The organism is Actinomadura sp. NBRC 104412 (assembly GCF_030269515.1).
GTDB lineage: Bacteria > Actinomycetota > Actinomycetes > Streptosporangiales > Streptosporangiaceae > Spirillospora.
In genome coordinates this window covers 313,228-331,869 of sequence record NZ_BSTM01000005.1, presented here as the reverse complement: position 1 = coordinate 331,869, position 18,642 = coordinate 313,228, and the positions used below count along the sequence as shown (strand labels likewise).

The window sequence follows — 18,642 nt, the reverse complement described above, 5'->3', positions numbered from 1 at the left end:
GGCTAGGGATCAGCTGCGACCGGCGTAGAGGATGAAGGGATTGCCAGAGGGGTCGCGCAGGACCGCGCGTATCTCATGGGGCCCTTCCTCAGGTCCGCGTACGAGGGTGGCCCCGGCCGCGGTGAGCTTGTCCGTCATGGCGGCCACGTCGTCGACCTTGAACGACACGGCCGGTTCGCCCCCGGTCACGTCCTCCTCAGGCCCGGCCAAGGCGAACGTGGTGCCGCCACCGTCGAGAGCCGCGAACCGGTCTCCGTCCTGGAACTTCACGTCGAGGCCCAGGGCGTCGCGGTAGAAGCGGACCATCTCGCCCACGTCCTTGGCGCCATAGAGGACATTGCCGATCCGGGTCATGCTGCGGGCCTCCAGTGGGGGATAGGGCCGAACCCATCGAGCTCTGCGAAATGCACCTCGACCGGCATGCCCACCCGTACGGCCTCGTGCGGGCAATCCGTCACGTCGCCGAAGACGCGGGCGCCTTCGGGCAGGTCGATCCATGCGATGACGTACGGGGGCTCGAAGCCGGGCAGGAACGAGCGGTGGATGACGCTGAAGGTGTGCACCGTGCCGCGTCCGCCGACCTTGGTGTAGGCGAGGTCGGTGCCGCCGCAGAAGGGGCAGCGGACCTCGGGGAAGTGGACGAACCGCGCGCACCCGCCGCACCGCTGGAGCGCGAGCTCACCACGCCCGCAGGCGGCCCAGTAAGGCTCGGTCTGCGGGCTCGGCGCGGGTACGGGGCGCGGCTGGTCCATCGCGAGCCAACCTAGCGCACGCTTGGTTAGCGAACAATACCCCTGTCAGGGCCCTACGAGGCCAGGAGGCCGGCCAGGGCGTCCCGGGAGAGGCGGTCGGCCCGGCGGGTGGTCTCCGGCAGCCGGTAGCGCGGGGAGAGGGCGAGTGCGAGCTCGCAGGCGGCGTCCAGGCCGATCCGGTGGCCCACGGAGACGAACACCGGCCTGACGCCCTCACGCGTGCGCAGCACCCGTCCGACGACCTCGCCGGTGCCCGGGTCCCGCAGCGGGGCGGACGCGCCGCGCTCCTCGCCCGGCGGGTCGTACGAACCGGTGAACGGGGTCTTGGCGACGCCGAACGAGGGCAGCCCGGTCAGGACCCCGAGGTGGCAGGCGAGGCCGAAGCGGCGCGGATGGGCCACGCCGTAGCCGTCGCAGACCAGCACGTCCGGCACGACGGTGAGCCGCCTGAGCGCCTCGATGAGGGCGGGCAGCTCGCGGAACGCGAAGAGCCCCGGGACGTACGGGAACGCCGCTGTGCCCGTCACGACCGAGGTCTCGACGACCGAGAGCGTCCGGGTCTCCAGGACCACGACGGCGGCGGCGAGGCGGCTGGGGCCGTCGCCGTCCGCGTAGGACACGTCCAGGCCCGCGACGGTGCGAGGGGACGCGGGGCCGGGCCCGTCCAGGACGAGCAGCGGGCGGAGCCGGTCCTGGACGGCCATGGCCTCCGCGGCCGTGTCCGGCCACGGGTGCAGATCGCGTACCTCCATGGGCCGGAACGCTACAGCCCGTCCCCGGAGGCCGCGCCCAAGCAAGTGCTAGATTGACAAGCGTGGCGATCGATCTTGCCGAACTGGCCGGTCCCGGGCACACCGCGCTGCTGGTGATGGAGATGCAGCGCGGCGTCATCGGCGACCTCGCCAAGTTCCCAGAGCTGGTGAAGTCCTGCGCGGAACGCCGGGTGGTGGACAACGCCGCCCGCGCTGCCGCCGCCGCCCGCCTCGCAGGCGTACGGGTCATCCAATGCACGGCCGCCTTCCGCCCCGACCGGGCGGGAAGCCATACCGGCAACGCCCCCTTCATCAAAGCGCTCCTGCGCGACCCACAGCACATGCTGGAGGGCACAGGGGCCATCGAGGTCGTCCCGGAGCTGGCCGACCCGTCCGACATCGAGGCCCGCCGGTACCACGGGTTCTCCCCGTTCACCGGCACGTCCCTGGACCAGACCCTGCGTTCTCTGGACGTACGCACGGTCGTCGCGATCGGGGTGTCCCTCAACCTGGGCATCCCCGGCCTGTGCTTGGAGGCGGTCAACCTCGGCTATCGCGTCGTCGTCCTCACCGACGCCGTCGCGGGCATGCCCGCCGAGTACGGTGACGCCGTCATGGCCAACACCATCAGCCTCCTCGCCGCACGAGTGACGACGGACGACCTCATCGCGGCATGGGAAGGTCCACGGTGAGCACGGTGAACGCCATGGACGGAATGAGCCTCGCAGGACGTACCGCCGTGGTCACGGGCGGAGCAGGAGGCATCGGCCGTGCCATATGCGCCGACCTCGCCGCGCTCGGCGCCCGTGTCGTGGTCGCCGACCTCGACCTCGCCGCCGCCCAGGAAACCGCCACGTCACTCGGCGACACCTGCACCCCGCTGAAGGTCGACTTGGGCGACCCAAACGACATCGACCGCTTCACCGCAGAGGTCGGGGACATCGACATCCTCGTCCACAACGCAGGGGTCAGCATCGTCGAGCCGTTCGTGGACAGCGACCCAGCCCACTGGGACCTCATGTGGCGCATCAACCTGCGTGCCCCGATGCAACTCACCCGCGCGCTGCTCCCCGGCATGACCGAACGCGGGTGGGGACGCCTCGTCTTCATCTCCTCTGACGGGGCGCGCGCGGGCTCGGGCGGGGAAGGCGCCTACGCGGCGACGAAATCGGGGCTGTTCGGCCTCGCCAAGACCCTTGCCCGCGAAGCCGCGGAAGGCGGAGTCACGAGCAACGTCGTCTGCCCCGGCCCCACCGACACCCCCATGGTCCGCAAGGTGTCCGAAAGCCATCCGGGGCTCCTGGACAAGCTCGCCAAGCAGATCCCCTTGCGCCGCATCGGGCGCCCCGACGACATCGCCGGCATCGTCGCCTTCCTCTGCACCGACCGCGCCGAGTACATCACCGGCCAGACCCTCTCGGTCAGCGGCGGCATCACGATGCAGTGATGACCCCTCTTCTACAGCGACGCGTAGACCGCTTCGACCAGGCCGTAGGCGCGAAGGTCTCCCGAAAGCTGGTCGCCCATCAGGTTGGGAAGGTAGGCGACGGCCAGGCCGGCCTCCATGTCTCCCATGCCGATGGAGCCGCCCGCACCCGTATGGCCGAACGCGGACTTGCGTCCCGCCGCAGGAGTGAAGAACGTCTTCGAGGGGCGCATGTAGCCGAGCCCGAAAGAACTGTCGACCAGCAAGGTGAGGTCCGGGCCGCTCACCCTCGGCTTGATGGCCTCCCGGAGCGTCTCCGGCTTGAGAATCCGCCCCGCCACGAGATCGCGGTAGAAACCGGCGAGCCCCGGCGCGGTGGCGACCATCCCCGCGGACGGCCAGCCGGCGCGCAGCACCACCGGGTTGTTGTAACCGCCCTTCCCGGGGCTGGGGTTGTTGAGCGCCCGGTTGAGGCGGCTCGCAGGGTCGGTGTACGCGCTCGCCATACGGCTCAGGACGCTCTCATCACGCGCGGCCGCCTTCTCCTCGCGGGCATCGGATGTCGCGCCCTGAGCGGGCTCGTCAGCGCTCTCCGAGGGCCTTCTGGGACGGCTCGCGCGCAGCTTCGCCGCACGTTCGATCACCTCGTCCGGAGCGCCGATCCACAGGTCCAGGTCACCGGTGAACTCGTCCCGCACGAACTCGCCGACCGTCCGCCCACCCGACAGCCGCCGCACGATCTCGCCTGCCAGCCACCCGTACGTCAGCGCGTGGTAGCCGTGGCCCTCGCCCGGCGTCCACTCGGGCTCCTGCGCCGCCAGCTCGGCGGCCCGCGCCGGCGCGTCCGCCGCCTCCTCCGCGGAGACCGGACGGGCGAACGCGGGCAGCCCCGACTGGTGCGACAGCAGATGGGCGGCCGTCGTCCCCTCCTTGCCGTGCGTCCCGTACTCGGGCCACCAAGCCGTGACCGGGCCGTCCACGTCATACGCGCCGCGCTCGGCGAGCAGCAGAGCGGCCGTCGCCGTCACCGCCTTGGTGCACGAGAAACCGAAACAGGGCGTCTTAGCAGTCCACTCCCGGCCCGTGCGGTGGTCGGCCACCCCGCCCCACAGGTCGACCACCTTGCGCCCACCCACGTACACCGCCACGGCGGCGCCCAGCTCGCGGCCCTCGGCGAAATTGCGCTCGAAGACGTCCCGTACACCGGAGAAGGCCGGGTCGCATGTGCCTTCGACTGTGGTCATCCTGCGGTCCTCTCGATGGAAGGTCTGAAACCGAATGATGCTCGATGAACCCAACAACTGGGGACGCTGGGGTGCCGAAGACGAACGCGGTGCCCTCAACCTGCTGACTCCCGAAGCGGTCCTGGCGGCGGCCCGGTGCGTCAAGGAAGGACGCGTCCTCAGCCTGTCCCTGCCCATACGGGGGGCCACGTCCTCGCCCGCCCCGACGACCGTGCCGCACCTGCGCGGACGCCCCCTGCCGCAGCACTTCATGTCGGTGGACGGTGGAGACTACGCGGCCGGGGCAAGGGCCGTGGGCGTCGGCTTGCGCGTGGCCGACGATGCCTTGGTCGTGACCCCGCACGGAACCACCACCCACATGGACGCCTTGTGCCACATGTGGACCGGGGACGCGATCTACAACGGGCATCCGGCCAACCGCGTCCGCTCGTACGGGGCAGGACGCTGCGGCATCGACAAAGCCGGCCCCGTCGTCGGCAGAGGCGTCCTCTTCGACGTACCGGCGTCCAAAAACGTCCCGCACCTGAACGCCGACGACCGCATCACCCCGGACGACCTTGAGGCATGCCTGGAAGGAACAGGGATCGAACTGCGCGCAGGCGACATAGCCGTGATCCGTACAGGCTGGCCGCAGGTATGGCACACCGAAGGACCCGACGCCTACTGGTCCGGGCAGCCGGGCCTCTCCGCCGACGCCGGCCGCTGGCTCGCCGCACGCGACGTCTCCATGGTGGCCAGCGACAACGCCGCCATCGGCGGCCTCAACGCCCGCCAGCTCGCCGACGAAGACCTCACCGACGACCTGCACATGATCCTCCTGTGGCGGCACGGCATCCACCTGGCCGAAATGCTCTGGCTCGAAGGACTCGCGGAAACGGGCCGCGGCGACTTCCTGTTCGCCGCGGCCCCCCTCCTCATCGAAGGCGGAACCGCCAGCCCCATCAACCCGATCGCCGTGGTGTAGTTCTTATTGCAAGCACGAGCTGCGCTCCTCGCCTTGACGGCTCGTCGCTTGTCGTGCTTGCGGCGATCGCTGCATCGCTTCGACTCGCCTAGGGGCTCGCTGCGCGATCAGGGTCTCGCTGGCGCTCGCCCCTGCCTTCGGTCGCGATCGCAACGCTTGGCCGCCGTTCGGGGTTGGGGTTGGGGGCTGGGGTGGTTGCGGCTGTGTTTGTTGCAGGCGCGAGCTGCGCTCGTCGCTGGCGCTCCTCGCTTGTCGCGCCTGCGGCGATCGCTGCATCGCTTCGACTCGCCTGGGGGCTCGCTTCGCGATCAGGTTCCTCGCAGGCTCGGAACCTGCCTTCGGTCGCGATCGCAACGCTTGGCCGCCGTTCGGGGTTGGGGTTGGGGGCTGGGGTGGTTGCGGCTGTGTTTGTTGCAGGCGCGAGCTGCGCTCGTCGCTGGCGCTCCTCGCTTGTCGTGCTTGCGGCGGTCGCTGCATCGCTTCGACTCGCCCAGGGGGCTCGCTCCGCGATCAGGGTCTCGCTGGCGCTCGCCCCTGCCTTCGGTCGCGATCGCAACGCCTGGGCGCCGTTCGGGGCTGGCTTGATGCTCCTTGGGTGGGGTCAGGTGCCTGGGTAGGCGCCGCCGCCGTATTGGGCGTCCAGGGCGTCGTAGTCGGGGGTGAAGCCCTTCTTGGGGATGGAATCGGCGAACTCCACGTCCCTCGGCTTCTTGTACGAGGCGATCTGGCCGCGCACATGCTCGATGATCTCCTCGGCGGTGGCCTTCGCGCCCTCCGCGAGCACCACGATGGCCTTCGGGGACTGGCCGAAGCGGTCGTCCGGGACGCCGATCACGGCGGCGTCCGTCACGGACGGGTGGGACTTGAGGGCGCGCTCCACCTCGGCCGGGTAGATGTTCTCGTTGGCCGACTTGATCATCCGCAGCTTCGGGCCGATGAAGGTGATCGTGCCGTCCTCCTCGCGGCGGCCCAGGTCGCCGGTGTGGTGCCAGCCGCCGGCGGTCTTCGCCGCGTTCAGCTCGGGGCGGTTCCAGTAGCCGGAGAACAGGCTCTGCCCGCGCGCGCAGATCTCGCCGACCTCGCCCGGCGCGACCTCCTCGCCCGAGGCGTCCAGGATCCGGACGTGGACCAGGGGTGAGCTCCGGCCGGCGAAGCCCTTGCCGCCCATGCCCAGGCCGAGGAAGGTGAGCATGCCGCCGACCTCGGTCTGCCCGTACCCGCCCATCTTGGACGCGCACCACGGGCTGTCGTCCACAGTGATCATCGCGTCCCACTCGGGGGAGTGCGAGACGAAGCGCAGGGACGACAGGTCGTAGGTCCGGTCCTTGTTGGCCTCCACCAGACCGTCGATCATGGGGCCGAACAGGAACGCCTGCGTGCACTTCTCGGCGTCGATCAGCCGGCAGACCTCGGCGGGATCGAACGCGGGCGTGAAGACCAGCTTCCCGCCGATCTGGAACGTCGCCAGCGTGAACATCATCGTGCCCACATGGAACAGCGGCCCGCAGGCCAGGAAGGTGAAGCCGTCCTCCATCTGGCGGACGTGCAGCAGCGACATGCTGTGGGCGATCAGCGCGGAGTGGCTCAGCAGCGCCGCGTTGGGACGCCCATCGAACGCGGCCGTGTAGAGCGCGAGAACGGGTGCGTCCGCCGCGACCTCGGCCTCGGGCGCCGGGACGGCCGCCGCGACGTACGACTCGTACTCCTCGCCCGAACGCACCCAGCGCGCGTCCAAGGAGACCTGCCCGCGCGCCTTCTCTACCGCCTCGGACTCCTCCCACACGACGACCGTGGGAGTGAGGTCGTCCAGGACGTGGGCCAGCTCGTCGGCGGTCTGCCGCCAGTTGGCGGGGCAGAAGATCGCGCCGAGCCGCCCGCAGGCCAGCAGCAGCTCCAGCACGCGGAAGGAGTTCTGGCCGAGCCACAGCACCCGCCCGCCGGACGTGACGCCGTCCGCGGCGAGCGCCCCTGCCAGCCTGTCCACTCGGTCGTCGAGCTCGGGATAGGTGAGCCGTACGTCGCCGTCGACGACGGCGGTGCCGTGCGGCCGGCCACGCCGGTGCTCGCCGAGTACGTCGCCGAGTGTGAGCCGGTGTACGGACATCGCGCCTCCTAGGTGGGGTTCCCAGCGTCCTGAACGGGGGAGCCGGTGTCAGCGGAAGGCCGGCATGACCTCCTTGGCGAAGAAGCGCAGGACCTTGCGCATCTCCTCGATGGGCAGCGGGCGGGTGCTGCCGAAGTCGCACATCAGGTTGCCGAAGCCCATGTCGCGGACCATCTGGATCTGGCCGATCACCCGCTCGGGATCGCCGATGATCTCGAGCTGGTTCCAGCGGAACTCGTTGTCGACCTTCCCGCCCTTGAGGTAGCGGTCCTGGTAGAACTCGAAGCCCTTGGCGGTCTGGCCCGTGCTGGAGTCGATGGGCGCGCTGCGCACGTTGAAGATCCGCGACCGGTCGAAGTTCGCCTCGAACCTGGCCTGGTCCTCGCGGGCCTGCTCCAGCGTCGGCGCCACGTACACCGAACGGCTGGCGACCAGCTCGACGCCGGTGGTGTCGACGCCCGCGGCCTCCGCCTTCTCGTGCCAGGTCCGCGCCGCCTTGGCGATCTTGCTGAACGGCGCGGCCGGGTCGGCGAGGATGGGCAGCCCGCGTCCCGCGTAGATCTCCACCGTCTCCGGGCTGACCGCGGCCACGTGCAGCGGCGGGTACGGGCGCTGCACCGGCTTGGGCATCAGCGTCAGCGGGTGCCGGGTCTCGTGGAAGCGGCCCTTGAACTCGAAGTCGTCCTGGGTCCACAGGCCGAGGATCATCTCCAGCGACTCGTTGAACCGGTCGCGGGCCTCGGCGAGGTCGAGCCCGAAGTTCTCGAACTCGATGCTCTGGTAGCCGCGGCCGATGCCCAGCTCCAGCCGGCCGCCCGACAGCAGGTCGACCATCGCGGCCTCCTCGGCCACGTGGATCGGGTTGTGCAGCGGCAGCACGACGATGCCGGTGCCCAGGCGCAGCCGTTCGGTACGGGCGGCGAGGTTGGACAGCAGGTTGAAGATGTTCGGCACCACGCCGTAGTCGCGGAAATGGTGCTCGGCGACCCACACCCCGTCGAAGCCGAGCTCCTCGAGCAGTTCGACGATCTCGATCTGGTAGTCGTACACCTCCTTCGCGGTCTGTCCCGCGAACTGGTGGAAGAGGTGGAAGGTCGAGAACTTCATCGGGCGGTCGGCCACGTGTACGGCTCCTTCTTCACCGGTCCTGGCGGGACCGGCCCCGGCGGTCCCGCCCGATACCATCATTGCGTAACAAGCGCTCGCTTGGGAAGCCTAACAGCTCGCCGCTTCCGCGTTCCGTCCGGGCTCGTGGCTAGGCTCGGGGGCGATGAAGAGGCTGCTGATCGTCCACCACACCCCGTCACCGGCGTTGCAGGCGATGTACGAGGCGGTGCGCGCGGGCGCCACCACCGACGAGATCGAGGGCGTGGAGGTGGCGGCCCGTCCCGCGCTGACGGCGACGGCCGTGGACGTGCTGGAGGCGGACGGGTACCTGCTGGGCACGCCGGTGAACCTCGGCTACCTGTCCGGCGCCCTCAAGCATTTCTTCGACCAGGTCTATTACCCGTGCCTGGAAGAGACCGTGCGCCGCCCGTTCGGGGCCTACCTGCACGGCAACAGCGACGCCACCGGCGCCCTGCGCGCGCTGGAATCGATCACGACGGGGTTGAAGTGGCGTGCCGCCCGCCCGCCCGTGGTGGTGACCGGCGAGCCGGGCAGGGAAGCGCTGGAGGAGTGCTGGGAGCTCGGTGCCACCGTGGCCGCCGAGCTCGGCACGGTGTGAGATCGCCCGGCCGCTCGGGGGCGGTGCCGCTACGGTGATCCCATGAGCGGTTTCCGGCATATCGCGATGTTCGCGTGGGCCGAGGGGACGACGACCGGCCAGCAGCAGGAGGTCGCGGCCAAGCTCTCGGAGCTGCCCGCGGTGATCCCGGAGGTCGGCGCGCTCAGCCTGGGCACCGACGCGGGCGTCAATCCGGGCAACTACGACTTCGTGGTCGTCGGGGACTTCGCCAGCAGGGACGACTACATCGCCTACCGCGACCATCCCGCCCACCGCGCCGTCGTGGACGGCTACATCACGCCGATCCTGGCCCGCCGGGCCGCCATCCAGTACGAGATGTGAGGCCCGCGGCGGTCATGTCCGGCCGGCGCGTCCCGTCGGGGGCCGCCCGGCAGCCTGCCGAGCAAGCGCTTGTCTATAACGCATCGGGCGGGTTAGGTTCACCTGAAGGTGCCGCACCGGACGGGGAGCCCCTCCCGTCTCCCCGTCCGGCGGCGCCGCCGGCGCCTCTCGCCGGGGACGGATCGCGCCCCGTTCCCGGCGAGCGGCTTGGGGCAGGGACCTGCGAAGAGGGGACGGACGCACGCGTGACCGGCAGGCAGGGATTCTCCGGCAGGGCGGCGATCGCGGGCATCGGGATGACCGCTCTCTCGCGCGCCTCCGGCCGTACCGAACTGGACCTCGCGGCCGAGGCGTCCAGGGCCGCGCTCGCCGACGCCGCGCGCGAGCTGGGCGAGGACGTGCGTCCCGACGCGATCCTCAGCTACCACCTCGGCGACTCGGCCCCCGTCCTGTACGTGGCGCGGGAGCTCGGCCTCCACCAGGTGGGCTGGCACAACGAGATCTACGGCGGCGGGACGCAGAGCGCGTCCATCCTCGCCGACGCCGCGATGCTCATCGACGCGGGGCTGGCCGAGACCGTCCTGATCTACCGGGCGCTCAACGGCCGTTCCGGCAAGCGCATGAACGCGCTGGGGCTGAAACTGGGGGAGGGGACGGAGGAGCAGTTCACCCATCCGTACGGCATGGCCGGTCCCGTCCACCAGTTCGCGCTGGCCGGGCAGCGCTACCTGTACGACACCGGGCTCGGCGAGGAGCACACCTTCGCCGTCGTGTCCCAGTCCAGGGCGCATGCGGCCGCGAACCCCCGCGCGTTGCGGCGCGAGCCGCTGGACCTCCAGACGTACCTGGACGACCGCATGGTGGCCTCACCGCTGCGCCGCCTGGACTGCTGCCAGGAGACGGACGGCGCGTGCGCCCTCGTGATCACCGGGGCCGACCGCGCTCCTGCGTCGCCGCGCATCCACGCGGTCGTACGCGGGGGAGGGCCGGGCGCGTCCACCATGGACAAGGCGGAGGACGTCACCAGGCTGTTCTCCTCCTACCTCGCCCCGTCCCTGTACGCGGCCGCGGGCATGAAGCCGGACCATGTCGACGTGGCGCTGCTCTACGACGCCTATAGCTGGCTCGTCCCACGCCAGTTGGAGGACTTCGGGCTTGTGCCGCGCGAGGACTTGGGCGCCGTGCTCCGCGCCAGGGGAATCGCGTGGGACGGGGACGTTCCCGTCAACCCGCATGGGGGGCTGCTGTCGGAGGGCTACGTGCACGGCCTCAACAACGTGGCCGAGGCCGTACGCCAGCTACGCGGAACCGGCACCGACGGGCAGGGCACCGGCCAGGTGGCGGGGGCGTCCGTCGCCCTGTGCACGGGTTTCGGGGGCAGCTATGGAAGCGCGGCCCTCCTCACCAAGCCCTCGTAAGGCCGCTCACGGCCCCCGCTCAGATCATGTTGCGCAGGTGCAGGATGATGTCGCGGATCTCCTGCGGTGTCGGCGCCTCGACCAGCCTCGGCCCGCTCCGCAGCGGGACCATCGCCCACCACGATCCGGTCGCCTCGCCGTACCAGACGCGCACTCCGGGGAACTGACTTTGGAGGCTGCGGACGGTGGCCGCCCTCGCTTCCGCCGGTGTCGGTTCCTCGTGCCCGGCGGCGCCCCGTTGCCCCGTCATCGTCGCCTCCCCCTCCATCTCACCGGTAACAGCGTCCGTCCCGCCCGGAACATCGCCCGGTTCGTCAAAAAGTGATGAAAGGCACGCCGGGCTTCCTGGGAAGACGCGGACGCCATGCCCAGCCCGAGACGGGGAGGAAGCGAGAGCGGCGGGGGCGAGTGGTCGCGAGCGGCGCCCGGCGCGGGCCGGGCGCGGCGCTCAGTGAACGTTGATCCCGTCGAACATGACCTTGAGGTAATGCTCGGCGAGCTCGCTGGAGTCGAGCCGGCCGCCCGGCTTGAACCAGCGCACCGCGACCCAGACGGTGTCGCGGATCATCCGGTAGGTGAGCTTGGGGTCGATGTCGGGGCGGAACAGGCCCTGCTCCTGGCCGGCCTTGATGGTGCCCACCCACATCTTCTCCACCTCGTCCTCGGACTTGGTGAGGTAGGCGAACCGCTCCATCCCCTTGAGGTAGTTCCAGTCGTTCTGCATCACCGTGATGGCCGCGCGGTGCGGCTCCAGGGTGCCGAACGCGATACGGACGAGCCCGGCGATGGTCTCGCGCGGGTCCTTGCCCTCGTCGATGGTCCGCTGGTACGCGGTCATGATCTCGTGGAAGAACCCCGAGAGGATCTCATCGACGATCGACTCCTTGGAGTCGAAGTGGTGGTAGAGGCTGCCCGAGAGGATCCCGGCCTCGTCGGCGATGTTTCGGACGGTGGTCGCCTGGAAGCCCTTCTCAGCGAAGAGTTCGGCCGCGAGCCTGACCAGGTGCTCCCGCCGCTCGGAGGCGAGGGCGGGAGTGCCCTTGCCGCGCCGGCGGGTGCCGCCCTCGCCGGCGGTACGGGCCCTGGGTCGTCCGGTGTTGGTGCTCGTGGTCGTCACCCTCCCAAGTATGCCGTGCACGGCCAATCGCTTGTTCACGCTCTCTGTCAACACCAGGTTAACGTGGCGTAGCAAGCGCTTGGTGGAGATGGTGGCGGACGGGGCCGTGATGCGCAACCCCACTGGCGCCCATGCCATGAGCTTCTCTAGTTTCGGTCATGACATTCTGGGCGGGACCACCGATCCCGATTCCGGGCCGGCCCCGGAACCCACGGACCGAGGGGGAGGACGGGATGAGCGAGGAACTGGCGCCTTGGGCGTCCTCCGTGGCCAGGGCGCGGATCGCCGAGGTCGCGGGGGCGCTGGACGGGCTGGCGCCCGAGCGCGTGACCGAGACCGTGCGGGACGCGCTGCGCGACCACGCCAGGCGTTTCGACGCCGAGGGGATCGTCCTCTACGCGGGCACCAACGTGATGAGCCCGGCGGCGCGCTCGGTGAGCGAGCCGCTGGTGAGCAGCCGGCCCAGCATGGGCTGGCCGGGCGAGAAGTACCAGTCGGGCCTGGACGCGCTCGACACCCTGGAGGTCCTGACCCCGAGACTGATCGCCGGGCTGGTCGGGGCGCGGTTCGCCGAAGTGCGCAGCCACAGCGCCACCATGGCCAACCTCGCCGTCTACACCGCCCTCACCGCGCCCGGTGACACGATCGCGGTGCTCCCGGAACGGGCGGGCGGCCACACCAGCCACCACGCCGTCGGAGCGCCCGGCGTGCGCGGCCTGCGCGTGGTGGACCTCCCCTACGACGTGGACGCCTACGACGTGGACCTGGACGCGCTGCCCGGTTTCCTGGCGGCCGAGCGTCCCCGCCTGGTGGTGATCGGCGCCAGCCTGCTGCTGTTCCCGCACAGGGTCGCCGAGATCGCGGGGGCCGTCGCGGACGCCGGTGCCGTGCTGCTGTACGACGCGTCCCACATGGCGGGACTGGTCGCCGCCGGAAGGTTCCAGCGGCCGCTCGCCGAGGGCGCCCAGGTGCTCACCTTCTCGACCTACAAGTCGTTCGGCGGCCCGCCCGGCGGCGTGATCGCCACCGACGACCCGGCGCTGGCCGAACGGCTGTCGGCCGCCGTCTTCCCCGGCCTCACCGCGAACTACGACGCCGGCCGGCTCGCCCCGCTCGCGGTCACCGCCGCCGAGATCATGGCGGACGGCGGCGCGTACGCCGACGCCTGCGTCGCCGCCGCCCGCACCCTCGCCGCCGCGCTCCAGGACGAGGGGTTCACGGTCGCGGGCGCGGACCGCGGGTTCACCGACTCCCACCACGTGGCCGTGGACGCGGCGGCGCTCGGCGGCGGGCACGCGGCCATGGGCAGGCTCGCCGAGGCGGGCGTCTACCTCAGCGCCATCGGCCTTCCCTGGCAGGCGCCCGGCGAGCCCGACCGCGGGCTGCGCATCGGCACCCAGGAGATCGTCCGCCGCGGCTTCACCCCGGACGACCTGACGGTGACCGCGCGGCTGATGGCGGACGTCCTGCTCCGCGGCGCCGATCCGGCCACGGTCCGCAAGGCCGCCGCCGGCCTGCGGCAGGAGATCGCCGGGCGCTGACGGCCGGATCGGCGCCCGGTTCCCGCTTGTAGCCTTCAAGGCATGGCTCAAGTGATCATCTTCGATCTGTTCGGCGTCATCGCCCGTACCCAGAGCGAGGCGGCCAGGCGGCGCCTGGAGGACCTCGCCGGGATCTCCGGGGCGCCGTTCTGGGACGCGTACTGGGCCTGCCGTCCCGCCTACGACGCGGGCCAGGACAGCGCCGCGTACTGGGCGTCGGTCGCCGACCGGCTGGGGACGCGGTTCCCGGACGTGCCCGCGCTGATCGAGGCCGACCTGGACAGCTGGTCCGAGGCCGACCCCGAGATGGTCGCCCTGGTCACCGCGCTGGCCGACCAGGGCAGGACGCTCGGGCTGCTCTCCAACATCATCGGCGACCTGGTCCCGCGCTTCGAGGCCCGCCATGGCGGCTGGCTGGGCCGGTTCGACGCCCTCACCTACTCGTGCGACATCGGCGTGGCCAAGCCGGACCCGCGGGCGTACCGGATCTGCTGCGAGCGGCTGGGCGTGTCCCCGTCCGAGGCGCTCTTCTTCGACGACACCGAGCGCAACGTGCTCGCCGCCCGTGAGACGGGGATGCGGGCGGAGGTCTTCACCTCCGCCGACCAGGTCCGCGCGCTCGTCGCGGCCTGAGGGCCCGTCAGCCGGGCGGTGAGGGCGGCAGCTCGCCCTCGGCCCGGCCGCCCGCCTCGGCGGCCTCGGCGAGGCGGTGGCGCAGCATCCGGACCAGGTCCTCGCTCTGCTCGGTGAGGCGTTCGATCGCGGGCAGGGCGAGATCGTCCCGCACGGTGTCGGCGAGCAGCTCGTCGTACTCGTGCGCGCGCTCGGCGAGGGCCTCCACCCGGCGGTGCGCGATCAGCGCCTCGTCGGCGGCCCTGACCCGTTCCGCGTACCGTTCCAGGGCCTCGATCCGCCGGGTCACGGCCTGGACGGACAGGTCCAGCTTCTCCCTGAACGGCCGCAGCGCCGCCTCGACCTCGGGCAGGGACGGCGAGGCCGCCTCGTCCTGCTCGACCCGCAGCTTCGACTGGCGCGCCAGGACCTGGGCGATCTCCCACTCCTGGCGCGGCAGGGTGACGGCGTTGTCGACCGCGTCCAGCAGGCCCTCCTGGTTGACCTGCGAGTCCCGTACGGTGTCCACGGCCGCCTGCGCGCGGGCCAGCAGGGCGCGGGCCTCGTCGTCGAAGTCCTCGGGTGTCAGGTACCGGTCGCGGCGCTTGGCCAGCTCGCGGGCGCGTTGCAGGTCCAGCGACACCGACGGGGAGCCCAGCGCGACCAGCACGGCCATCATCGCCAGGCCAAGCAGCCACAGCGACCCCAGCACCGGCGCGCCCAGCAGGCCCATGCCCAGCACGGTCAGCGGGGCCAGCCAGACCAGCGGGCGGCGCCGCGCCACGATCGTGTCCAGCTCGGCCCGCAGCGTCGGATCGGCGACCGGGCGCAGCTCGAACGGCGCGCCGTCCTCGCCCTTCGCGGGCGCGACCCGCCGCCAGTAGGTGCCCACATGGGTCTCGAACGCGAAGTCCGTGGGCGCGATCTCGATCTCGGTGGGGCCGGCGGGCAGCGGCCAGGAGCCGACCGGGTCGCCCCCGCCCGGACCGGTGAACCTGACCCACCAGCCGCCCTTGCCGTCCTCGCACCGGTAACGTCCGGGCGCGACGTCGATCCCCACGAAGAACGTCCCGATCCCCGGAATGGAGTTGCTCCAGGCACCACTGGTCACCGGCGACCTCCGACCCGACCTCTCCCGCCGTGTCCGTCCCCTTGATCGCTCCCTTCGCGTCCGGTTGAACGATCCGGAAACGTCAGGAGTTGCGTACCCACATCGGCCCCGGGAAAGTCACCGGCCACGAATGGAATACTCCAGACCGTGCGTGTTCCCGATGATCCCCGTGACGAGCCGCCGTGGGCGATGCAGCTGGTGGTACGGGCGGAGAAGGCCGCCCCACCGGCGCATTCGGCGGTGTGCGCGGCGGCGGCGACGGCGGTGGTGAGTTTGCTCACCGATCCGCGCGCCGCCGACCCGGAGGGCGAGTGGCACCCCTACGTCCGCCGCTGGGAGTCGGGACGGATCCGTAAGGTGACGCGCCGCGCCCGGGGGGTGCGCTGGCCCGAGGTGCAGGCGCTGCCGGGCGTGACCGTGGACGTGGACGGCGCCGAGGTCCGCGCGTTCGTCCCCGGTCCCGTCGACCAGGTCCCGCCCGTCCTGGCCAAGTTGCAGGTGGCCGGGCTGGACCTCCCCGACGAGGAGCCCAAGCCGCCGCCGGAGGCCCCGTACGCGGCGATCGCCCTGAACCCGGGCGTCCCGATGACCACCGGCAAGGCGGCGGCCCAATCCGGTCACGCCGCCCAGTTGCTCCTGCGCCAGGCGCGCCCGGCGGACGTGATGCCGTGGATCGAGGCGGGTCTGCGCGTCCACATCCCCCGTGACATCCCCTGGCGGCGCTGCGTCCGGCACGCCACCGTCGCGGTCAGGGACGCGGGCTTCACCGAGGTCCCTCCCGGAACCATGACCGCCATCGCCTGGATCGTCCGCTGACGGAACGGGGGGCGCCTCAGGTGTCCTGAGACGCCCCCCGGTCGGGGTGTTCGGCGGTTCAGGGCAGGGTCACCGCTATCGGGGTGATGCCGGATCGCCGGATCAGGGACGCCAGACGCCCCGCGAACGGGTGGTGGTCGACCGGCAGGCCCTGCGGGTTGTCGATGACGTAGCGCACCGCGTCGCCGGAGCGGCGTTCGGTCCACGTGGCGCCCACCGAGCGGAGCAGAGCCCCCGTACGGGCGGCGTCGGCGGCCTCGACCGAGACGCGGATGGGCGACTCGGCCCGCGGCAGCGCCGCGGCGCGCCGGGCCGCCTCCTGGGACGGCGCCGCCTCGGCCAGGCCGGAGACCCGCGCGGACGGGTCCGGGCCGAGGATCGCGTTGACCAGCAGTTCCGCGGTGCCGTCGGTGAAGGCCCTGAAGTTGGGCTCGCCGCCGAACAGCACGGCGCGGCCCTCGCCGACCGGTTCGTCCACGACCGCGGCGGTGCCGCCGAGCTCGGCCGCGCCCCGCTCGAACCCGGACACGAACCAGTCGGGCGAGGTGACGGCCGGGTAGGCGACCGCGACCTTGGCCGGGTCCGGCTGCTTCATGATCAGGTCATAGGAGTAGAACTGCCACACCGTGGGCCCGACGTTCCGTGCCAGCGGGCTGGAGGCGTCCACCGTGACGCGGAACAGGGTGCCGGGGACGTCGGAGGTCGGCTCGCTCAGCGAGGTCGTGGTCAGGCCGAGCCGCGCGGCGAGCTCGGTCCCGCCCTGCCAGCCGATGTACCGCCCGCCGCCCTGCGTCCACTGCCGCAGGGCGGTGCGGCCGGCGTCGCCGAGCCGGTCGTAGGCCGTCCCGGCCGGGCCGTTGGGCACCAGCAGCACCTCGGCGCCCGCGAGCTTGCCCGCCGCCACGTCGGCCGGGCTCAGCAGCGTGTACGGCAGCTTCCATTCGCGGTCGAGGCGGTGCCGCAGCCAGCCCACCGACTGCCGGGCCGACGACGACGTCGCCGACAGCGCCAGGACGCCGATCCTCGGCTTCTTGCCCGGACGCGGAACGCGCACAGCGGGCAGGGTCGGCAGGGGAACGGCGGCGGGACGCAGGTCGGCGCCCGACGAGCCGCCCGGCACGTTGGCCAGCAGCGGCAGGCTCCACGCCGTCACGTCGTAGAAATACGGGAACGGCGTGTAGGAGTCCTCGTTGAGCATGGCCTGGATCCAGTGCTTCTGGCCCTGCGCCATCGGAATCCAGTACGTGCCCTTGGACAGCGTCGTCCGCGCCACGGGACGCCCGTACGGCTTGAAGTCCTTCACCGTCAGAGGCCGAACGAGACGATGCACGGTGACGCCCATCCGCTGTAGCCGCCGCACGATGGTTTGCGCCTCGTCGGCCTTGGCCTTGTCGTCCGCGCGCAGGAAGTAGTGCCGCACCTTACGGTCGGGGACGGGGCGGTCGATCTCGTTGGGCGGGTTGTAGATCTGGTTGGGCTCCAGTTGCCCCGCCTTGCCCTGCTTGTAGGCGTCCACGGTCATCTTGCGCCACTCGGTGAGGATCTTGTGGCGGTTGGCCGCGCCCGCCGACAGCGACGCCCACTGCGCGATGTACTGCTCGCGGACCTTGTCCGGGTACGGGCTGTCGCCGCCCTTCTCGTAGGTCATCCCGGCGGCGTGGAACCCGGTGGCCGGGACCGTGTCGCCGTACCCCTGGTAGAAGAGGTCGTAGACGTCGCGGTTGAAGAAGTCGACGCCCTGCCGGCCGAACTCGGCGGCGACCGACGGCGAGTAGACGTCGTTGATCCAGCCGACGGCCTCTTCGGGCGTCTCGTGGTAGATCGGGTCGGCGTTGGGCGGGAAGAAGTAGGAGTCGCCGCCCATCTCGTGCGCGTCGATGAACAGCGCCGGCGGGTACTGGTTCAGCATCGAGATCTTGCCGTCGGTCTCCGGCTGGGTACGGGCGAACCAGTCCCGGTTCATGTCGAACCCGTAGGCGTTCTGCCGGATGCCGGCCTCCCGCCCGTCCGGGTTCTGCGTGGGCAGGAGGACGACCAGCGCGTTGTTCAGGACGTTGGACGCGGCGCAGTCGGCGCGGTCGCCGAGGTCGCGCAGCACCCGCAACGCGGCGTCGGTGCCGCTGGGCTCGTCGCCGTGGACGTTGCCCGCCACCCACAGGATCGGCACGCCGGTCCGGGTGAGCGCCTTGGCGATGCCGTCGGGGGTGCGGGGGTCGCGCAGCAGCGCGGCCTCGGCTCGTACCTTGGCCAGTCCCGCCCTGGTCAGCAACTGGGGCTTGCCGATGATGGCGTACTTGAGGGGACGGCCCTGGGCGCTGGTGGCCAGGGTGCCGGAGACGACGCGCTCGCTCTTGGCGGCGACCGTCTCCAGGTACCGGTCGGACTCGGCGGACGTCACGGCGCGCTCGCCGAGCTCGATGCCCAGCACCTGCTTGGGGGAGGGGACCTTGCCGCGGAAGACCGGCGTGGTCTGGAAGGGGTCGCAGGCGCCCGGGGCCGCACCGGGGGCCGGAGGATGCGCGGCGGCCGGTGCCGCGAGCGCCGCCGGGACCGTCAGCGACGTGGCCAGCGCCACCGACCATGCGAGTTTTCGCGCTCTCATGGGCGCCAAGCTGTCAGCGCCCGAATCGTTCACCAACGGCAACACTTGCCAAGATCACCGTGGTGTGTCGGGCTCCGGTCGCCGTGGTCGGGTCCGCCCGTTCGGCGCCTGGGCG

The 18,642-nt window shown here is 71.4% G+C and carries 19 protein-coding genes; 9 read left to right on the top strand and 10 right to left on the bottom strand.

What is annotated here, in order from left to right; translation table 11 throughout:
* Positions 1-9: 9 nt before the first annotated feature.
* Genes QSK21_RS09505 through QSK21_RS09495 form a run of 3 tightly spaced genes read right to left on the bottom strand, consistent with a single transcriptional unit; the run spans position 10 to position 1,504 of the window.
* Entirely contained in the window at positions 10-354 is a 345-nt protein-coding gene (locus tag QSK21_RS09505; protein ID WP_285695040.1) for a VOC family protein, read from the bottom strand.
* Positions 351-752, bottom strand: coding sequence for a Zn-ribbon domain-containing OB-fold protein (locus QSK21_RS09500; protein WP_285695039.1), 402 nt, complete (start codon positions 750-752; stop codon positions 351-353). The genes QSK21_RS09505 and QSK21_RS09500 overlap by 4 nt, the downstream gene beginning before the upstream one ends.
* Before the next feature lie 53 nt (positions 753-805).
* Positions 806-1,504 (bottom strand): endonuclease V, encoded by a 699-nt coding sequence (locus tag QSK21_RS09495; protein ID WP_285695038.1) that lies wholly within the window; start codon positions 1,502-1,504, stop codon positions 806-808.
* 62 nt (positions 1,505-1,566) lie between these two features.
* Between QSK21_RS09495 and QSK21_RS09490 the strand changes: the two genes are divergently transcribed.
* Together QSK21_RS09490 and QSK21_RS09485 are read left to right on the top strand one after the other, a co-directional pair.
* Positions 1,567-2,196, top strand: coding sequence for an isochorismatase family protein (locus QSK21_RS09490; protein WP_285695037.1), 630 nt, complete (start codon positions 1,567-1,569; stop codon positions 2,194-2,196).
* 14 nt (positions 2,197-2,210) lie between these two features.
* The gene (locus tag QSK21_RS09485; RefSeq protein ID WP_285695112.1) at positions 2,211-2,951 is read left to right on the top strand and encodes an SDR family NAD(P)-dependent oxidoreductase; all 741 of its coding nucleotides are present in this window, start codon (positions 2,211-2,213) and stop codon (positions 2,949-2,951) included.
* An 11-nt stretch (positions 2,952-2,962) separates the two neighbouring features.
* Here QSK21_RS09485 and QSK21_RS09480 read toward each other — a convergent pair whose 3' ends face one another.
* The gene (locus QSK21_RS09480; RefSeq protein WP_285695036.1) at positions 2,963-4,174 is read right to left on the bottom strand and encodes a serine hydrolase domain-containing protein; all 1,212 of its coding nucleotides are present in this window, start codon (positions 4,172-4,174) and stop codon (positions 2,963-2,965) included.
* A gap of 37 nt (positions 4,175-4,211) precedes the next feature.
* On the opposite strand from QSK21_RS09480, the gene QSK21_RS09475 reads away from it, so the two are divergent.
* Entirely contained in the window at positions 4,212-5,138 is a 927-nt protein-coding gene (locus QSK21_RS09475) for a cyclase family protein (RefSeq protein ID WP_285695111.1), read from the top strand.
* A gap of 601 nt (positions 5,139-5,739) precedes the next feature.
* Here the strand turns inward: QSK21_RS09475 and QSK21_RS09470 are convergent.
* Both QSK21_RS09470 and QSK21_RS09465 read right to left on the bottom strand, forming a co-directional pair.
* Positions 5,740-7,242 (bottom strand): AMP-binding protein, encoded by a 1,503-nt coding sequence (locus QSK21_RS09470; protein ID WP_285695035.1) that lies wholly within the window; start codon positions 7,240-7,242, stop codon positions 5,740-5,742.
* 48 nt (positions 7,243-7,290) lie between these two features.
* Positions 7,291-8,349: an LLM class flavin-dependent oxidoreductase gene (locus QSK21_RS09465; RefSeq protein ID WP_285695109.1), complete on the bottom strand. Its 1,059-nt coding sequence runs from the start codon at positions 8,347-8,349 to the stop codon at positions 7,291-7,293.
* 163 nt (positions 8,350-8,512) lie between these two features.
* On the opposite strand from QSK21_RS09465, the gene QSK21_RS09460 reads away from it, so the two are divergent.
* The 3 genes from QSK21_RS09460 to QSK21_RS09450 all read left to right on the top strand — a co-directional run bounded on the left by QSK21_RS09460 (position 8,513) and on the right by QSK21_RS09450 (position 10,728).
* Positions 8,513-8,968 carry a flavodoxin family protein gene (locus QSK21_RS09460; RefSeq protein ID WP_285695034.1) on the top strand — a complete coding sequence of 152 codons (456 nt, stop codon included), beginning with the start codon at positions 8,513-8,515 and terminating at the stop codon, positions 8,966-8,968.
* 42 nt (positions 8,969-9,010) lie between these two features.
* Positions 9,011-9,310: a Dabb family protein gene (locus QSK21_RS09455; protein WP_285695033.1), complete on the top strand. Its 300-nt coding sequence runs from the start codon at positions 9,011-9,013 to the stop codon at positions 9,308-9,310.
* A gap of 245 nt (positions 9,311-9,555) precedes the next feature.
* Entirely contained in the window at positions 9,556-10,728 is a 1,173-nt protein-coding gene (locus QSK21_RS09450; RefSeq protein WP_285695032.1) for a thiolase C-terminal domain-containing protein, read from the top strand.
* Positions 10,729-10,747: 19 nt separating this feature from the next.
* Here the strand turns inward: QSK21_RS09450 and QSK21_RS09445 are convergent, their stop codons facing one another.
* Together QSK21_RS09445 and QSK21_RS09440 are read right to left on the bottom strand one after the other, a co-directional pair.
* The gene (locus tag QSK21_RS09445; protein WP_285695031.1) at positions 10,748-10,978 is read right to left on the bottom strand and encodes a hypothetical protein; all 231 of its coding nucleotides are present in this window, start codon (positions 10,976-10,978) and stop codon (positions 10,748-10,750) included.
* A gap of 198 nt (positions 10,979-11,176) precedes the next feature.
* Positions 11,177-11,845, bottom strand: coding sequence for a TetR/AcrR family transcriptional regulator (locus QSK21_RS09440; RefSeq protein ID WP_285695030.1), 669 nt, complete (start codon positions 11,843-11,845; stop codon positions 11,177-11,179).
* 233 nt (positions 11,846-12,078) lie between these two features.
* Here QSK21_RS09440 and QSK21_RS09435 point away from each other — a divergent pair, with 233 nt between their 5' ends.
* Together QSK21_RS09435 and QSK21_RS09430 are read left to right on the top strand one after the other, a co-directional pair.
* Positions 12,079-13,386 carry a glycine hydroxymethyltransferase gene (locus tag QSK21_RS09435; protein ID WP_285695029.1) on the top strand — a complete coding sequence of 436 codons (1,308 nt, stop codon included), beginning with the start codon at positions 12,079-12,081 and terminating at the stop codon, positions 13,384-13,386.
* Between the two features lie 42 nt (positions 13,387-13,428).
* A complete protein-coding gene (locus QSK21_RS09430) occupies positions 13,429-14,019 on the top strand; it encodes an HAD family hydrolase (protein ID WP_285695028.1) in 591 nt (196 codons plus the stop codon).
* Between the two features lie 7 nt (positions 14,020-14,026).
* Here the strand turns inward: QSK21_RS09430 and QSK21_RS09425 are convergent, their stop codons facing one another.
* A complete protein-coding gene (locus QSK21_RS09425; RefSeq protein WP_285695027.1) occupies positions 14,027-15,109 on the bottom strand; it encodes an Rv1352/Rv1906c domain-containing protein in 1,083 nt (360 codons plus the stop codon).
* A gap of 147 nt (positions 15,110-15,256) precedes the next feature.
* Between QSK21_RS09425 and QSK21_RS09420 the strand changes: the two genes are divergently transcribed.
* On the top strand, positions 15,257-15,925 hold the full coding sequence (locus QSK21_RS09420) for an aminoacyl-tRNA hydrolase (RefSeq protein ID WP_285695026.1): 669 nt from the start codon (positions 15,257-15,259) through the stop codon (positions 15,923-15,925).
* Between the two features lie 58 nt (positions 15,926-15,983).
* On the opposite strand, the gene QSK21_RS09415 is transcribed toward QSK21_RS09420, so the two are convergent.
* Positions 15,984-18,527, bottom strand: coding sequence for a M14 family zinc carboxypeptidase (locus QSK21_RS09415; RefSeq protein WP_285695025.1), 2,544 nt, complete (start codon positions 18,525-18,527; stop codon positions 15,984-15,986).
* Positions 18,528-18,642: the final 115 nt, after the last annotated feature.

Bases quoted from the DNA above. Each gene is read 5' to 3' on its own strand.
- QSK21_RS09445 (WP_285695031.1), bottom strand. From the start codon at position 10,978: ATGACGGGGCAACGGGGCGCCGCCGGGCACGAGGAACCGACACCGGCG.
- QSK21_RS09480 (WP_285695036.1), bottom strand. From the start codon at position 4,174: ATGACCACAGTCGAAGGCACATGCGACCCGGCCTTCTCCGGTGTACGG.
- QSK21_RS09415 (WP_285695025.1), bottom strand. From the start codon at position 18,527: ATGAGAGCGCGAAAACTCGCATGGTCGGTGGCGCTGGCCACGTCGCTG.
- QSK21_RS09500 (WP_285695039.1), bottom strand. From the start codon at position 752: ATGGACCAGCCGCGCCCCGTACCCGCGCCGAGCCCGCAGACCGAGCCT.
- QSK21_RS09435 (WP_285695029.1), top strand. From the start codon at position 12,079: ATGAGCGAGGAACTGGCGCCTTGGGCGTCCTCCGTGGCCAGGGCGCGG.
- QSK21_RS09430 (WP_285695028.1), top strand. From the start codon at position 13,429: ATGGCTCAAGTGATCATCTTCGATCTGTTCGGCGTCATCGCCCGTACC.
- QSK21_RS09460 (WP_285695034.1), top strand. From the start codon at position 8,513: ATGAAGAGGCTGCTGATCGTCCACCACACCCCGTCACCGGCGTTGCAG.
- QSK21_RS09505 (WP_285695040.1), bottom strand. From the start codon at position 354: ATGACCCGGATCGGCAATGTCCTCTATGGCGCCAAGGACGTGGGCGAG.
- QSK21_RS09475 (WP_285695111.1), top strand. From the start codon at position 4,212: ATGCTCGATGAACCCAACAACTGGGGACGCTGGGGTGCCGAAGACGAA.
- QSK21_RS09495 (WP_285695038.1), bottom strand. From the start codon at position 1,504: ATGGAGGTACGCGATCTGCACCCGTGGCCGGACACGGCCGCGGAGGCC.
- QSK21_RS09470 (WP_285695035.1), bottom strand. From the start codon at position 7,242: ATGTCCGTACACCGGCTCACACTCGGCGACGTACTCGGCGAGCACCGG.
- QSK21_RS09455 (WP_285695033.1), top strand. From the start codon at position 9,011: ATGAGCGGTTTCCGGCATATCGCGATGTTCGCGTGGGCCGAGGGGACG.
- QSK21_RS09465 (WP_285695109.1), bottom strand. From the start codon at position 8,349: ATGAAGTTCTCGACCTTCCACCTCTTCCACCAGTTCGCGGGACAGACC.
- QSK21_RS09485 (WP_285695112.1), top strand. From the start codon at position 2,211: ATGGACGGAATGAGCCTCGCAGGACGTACCGCCGTGGTCACGGGCGGA.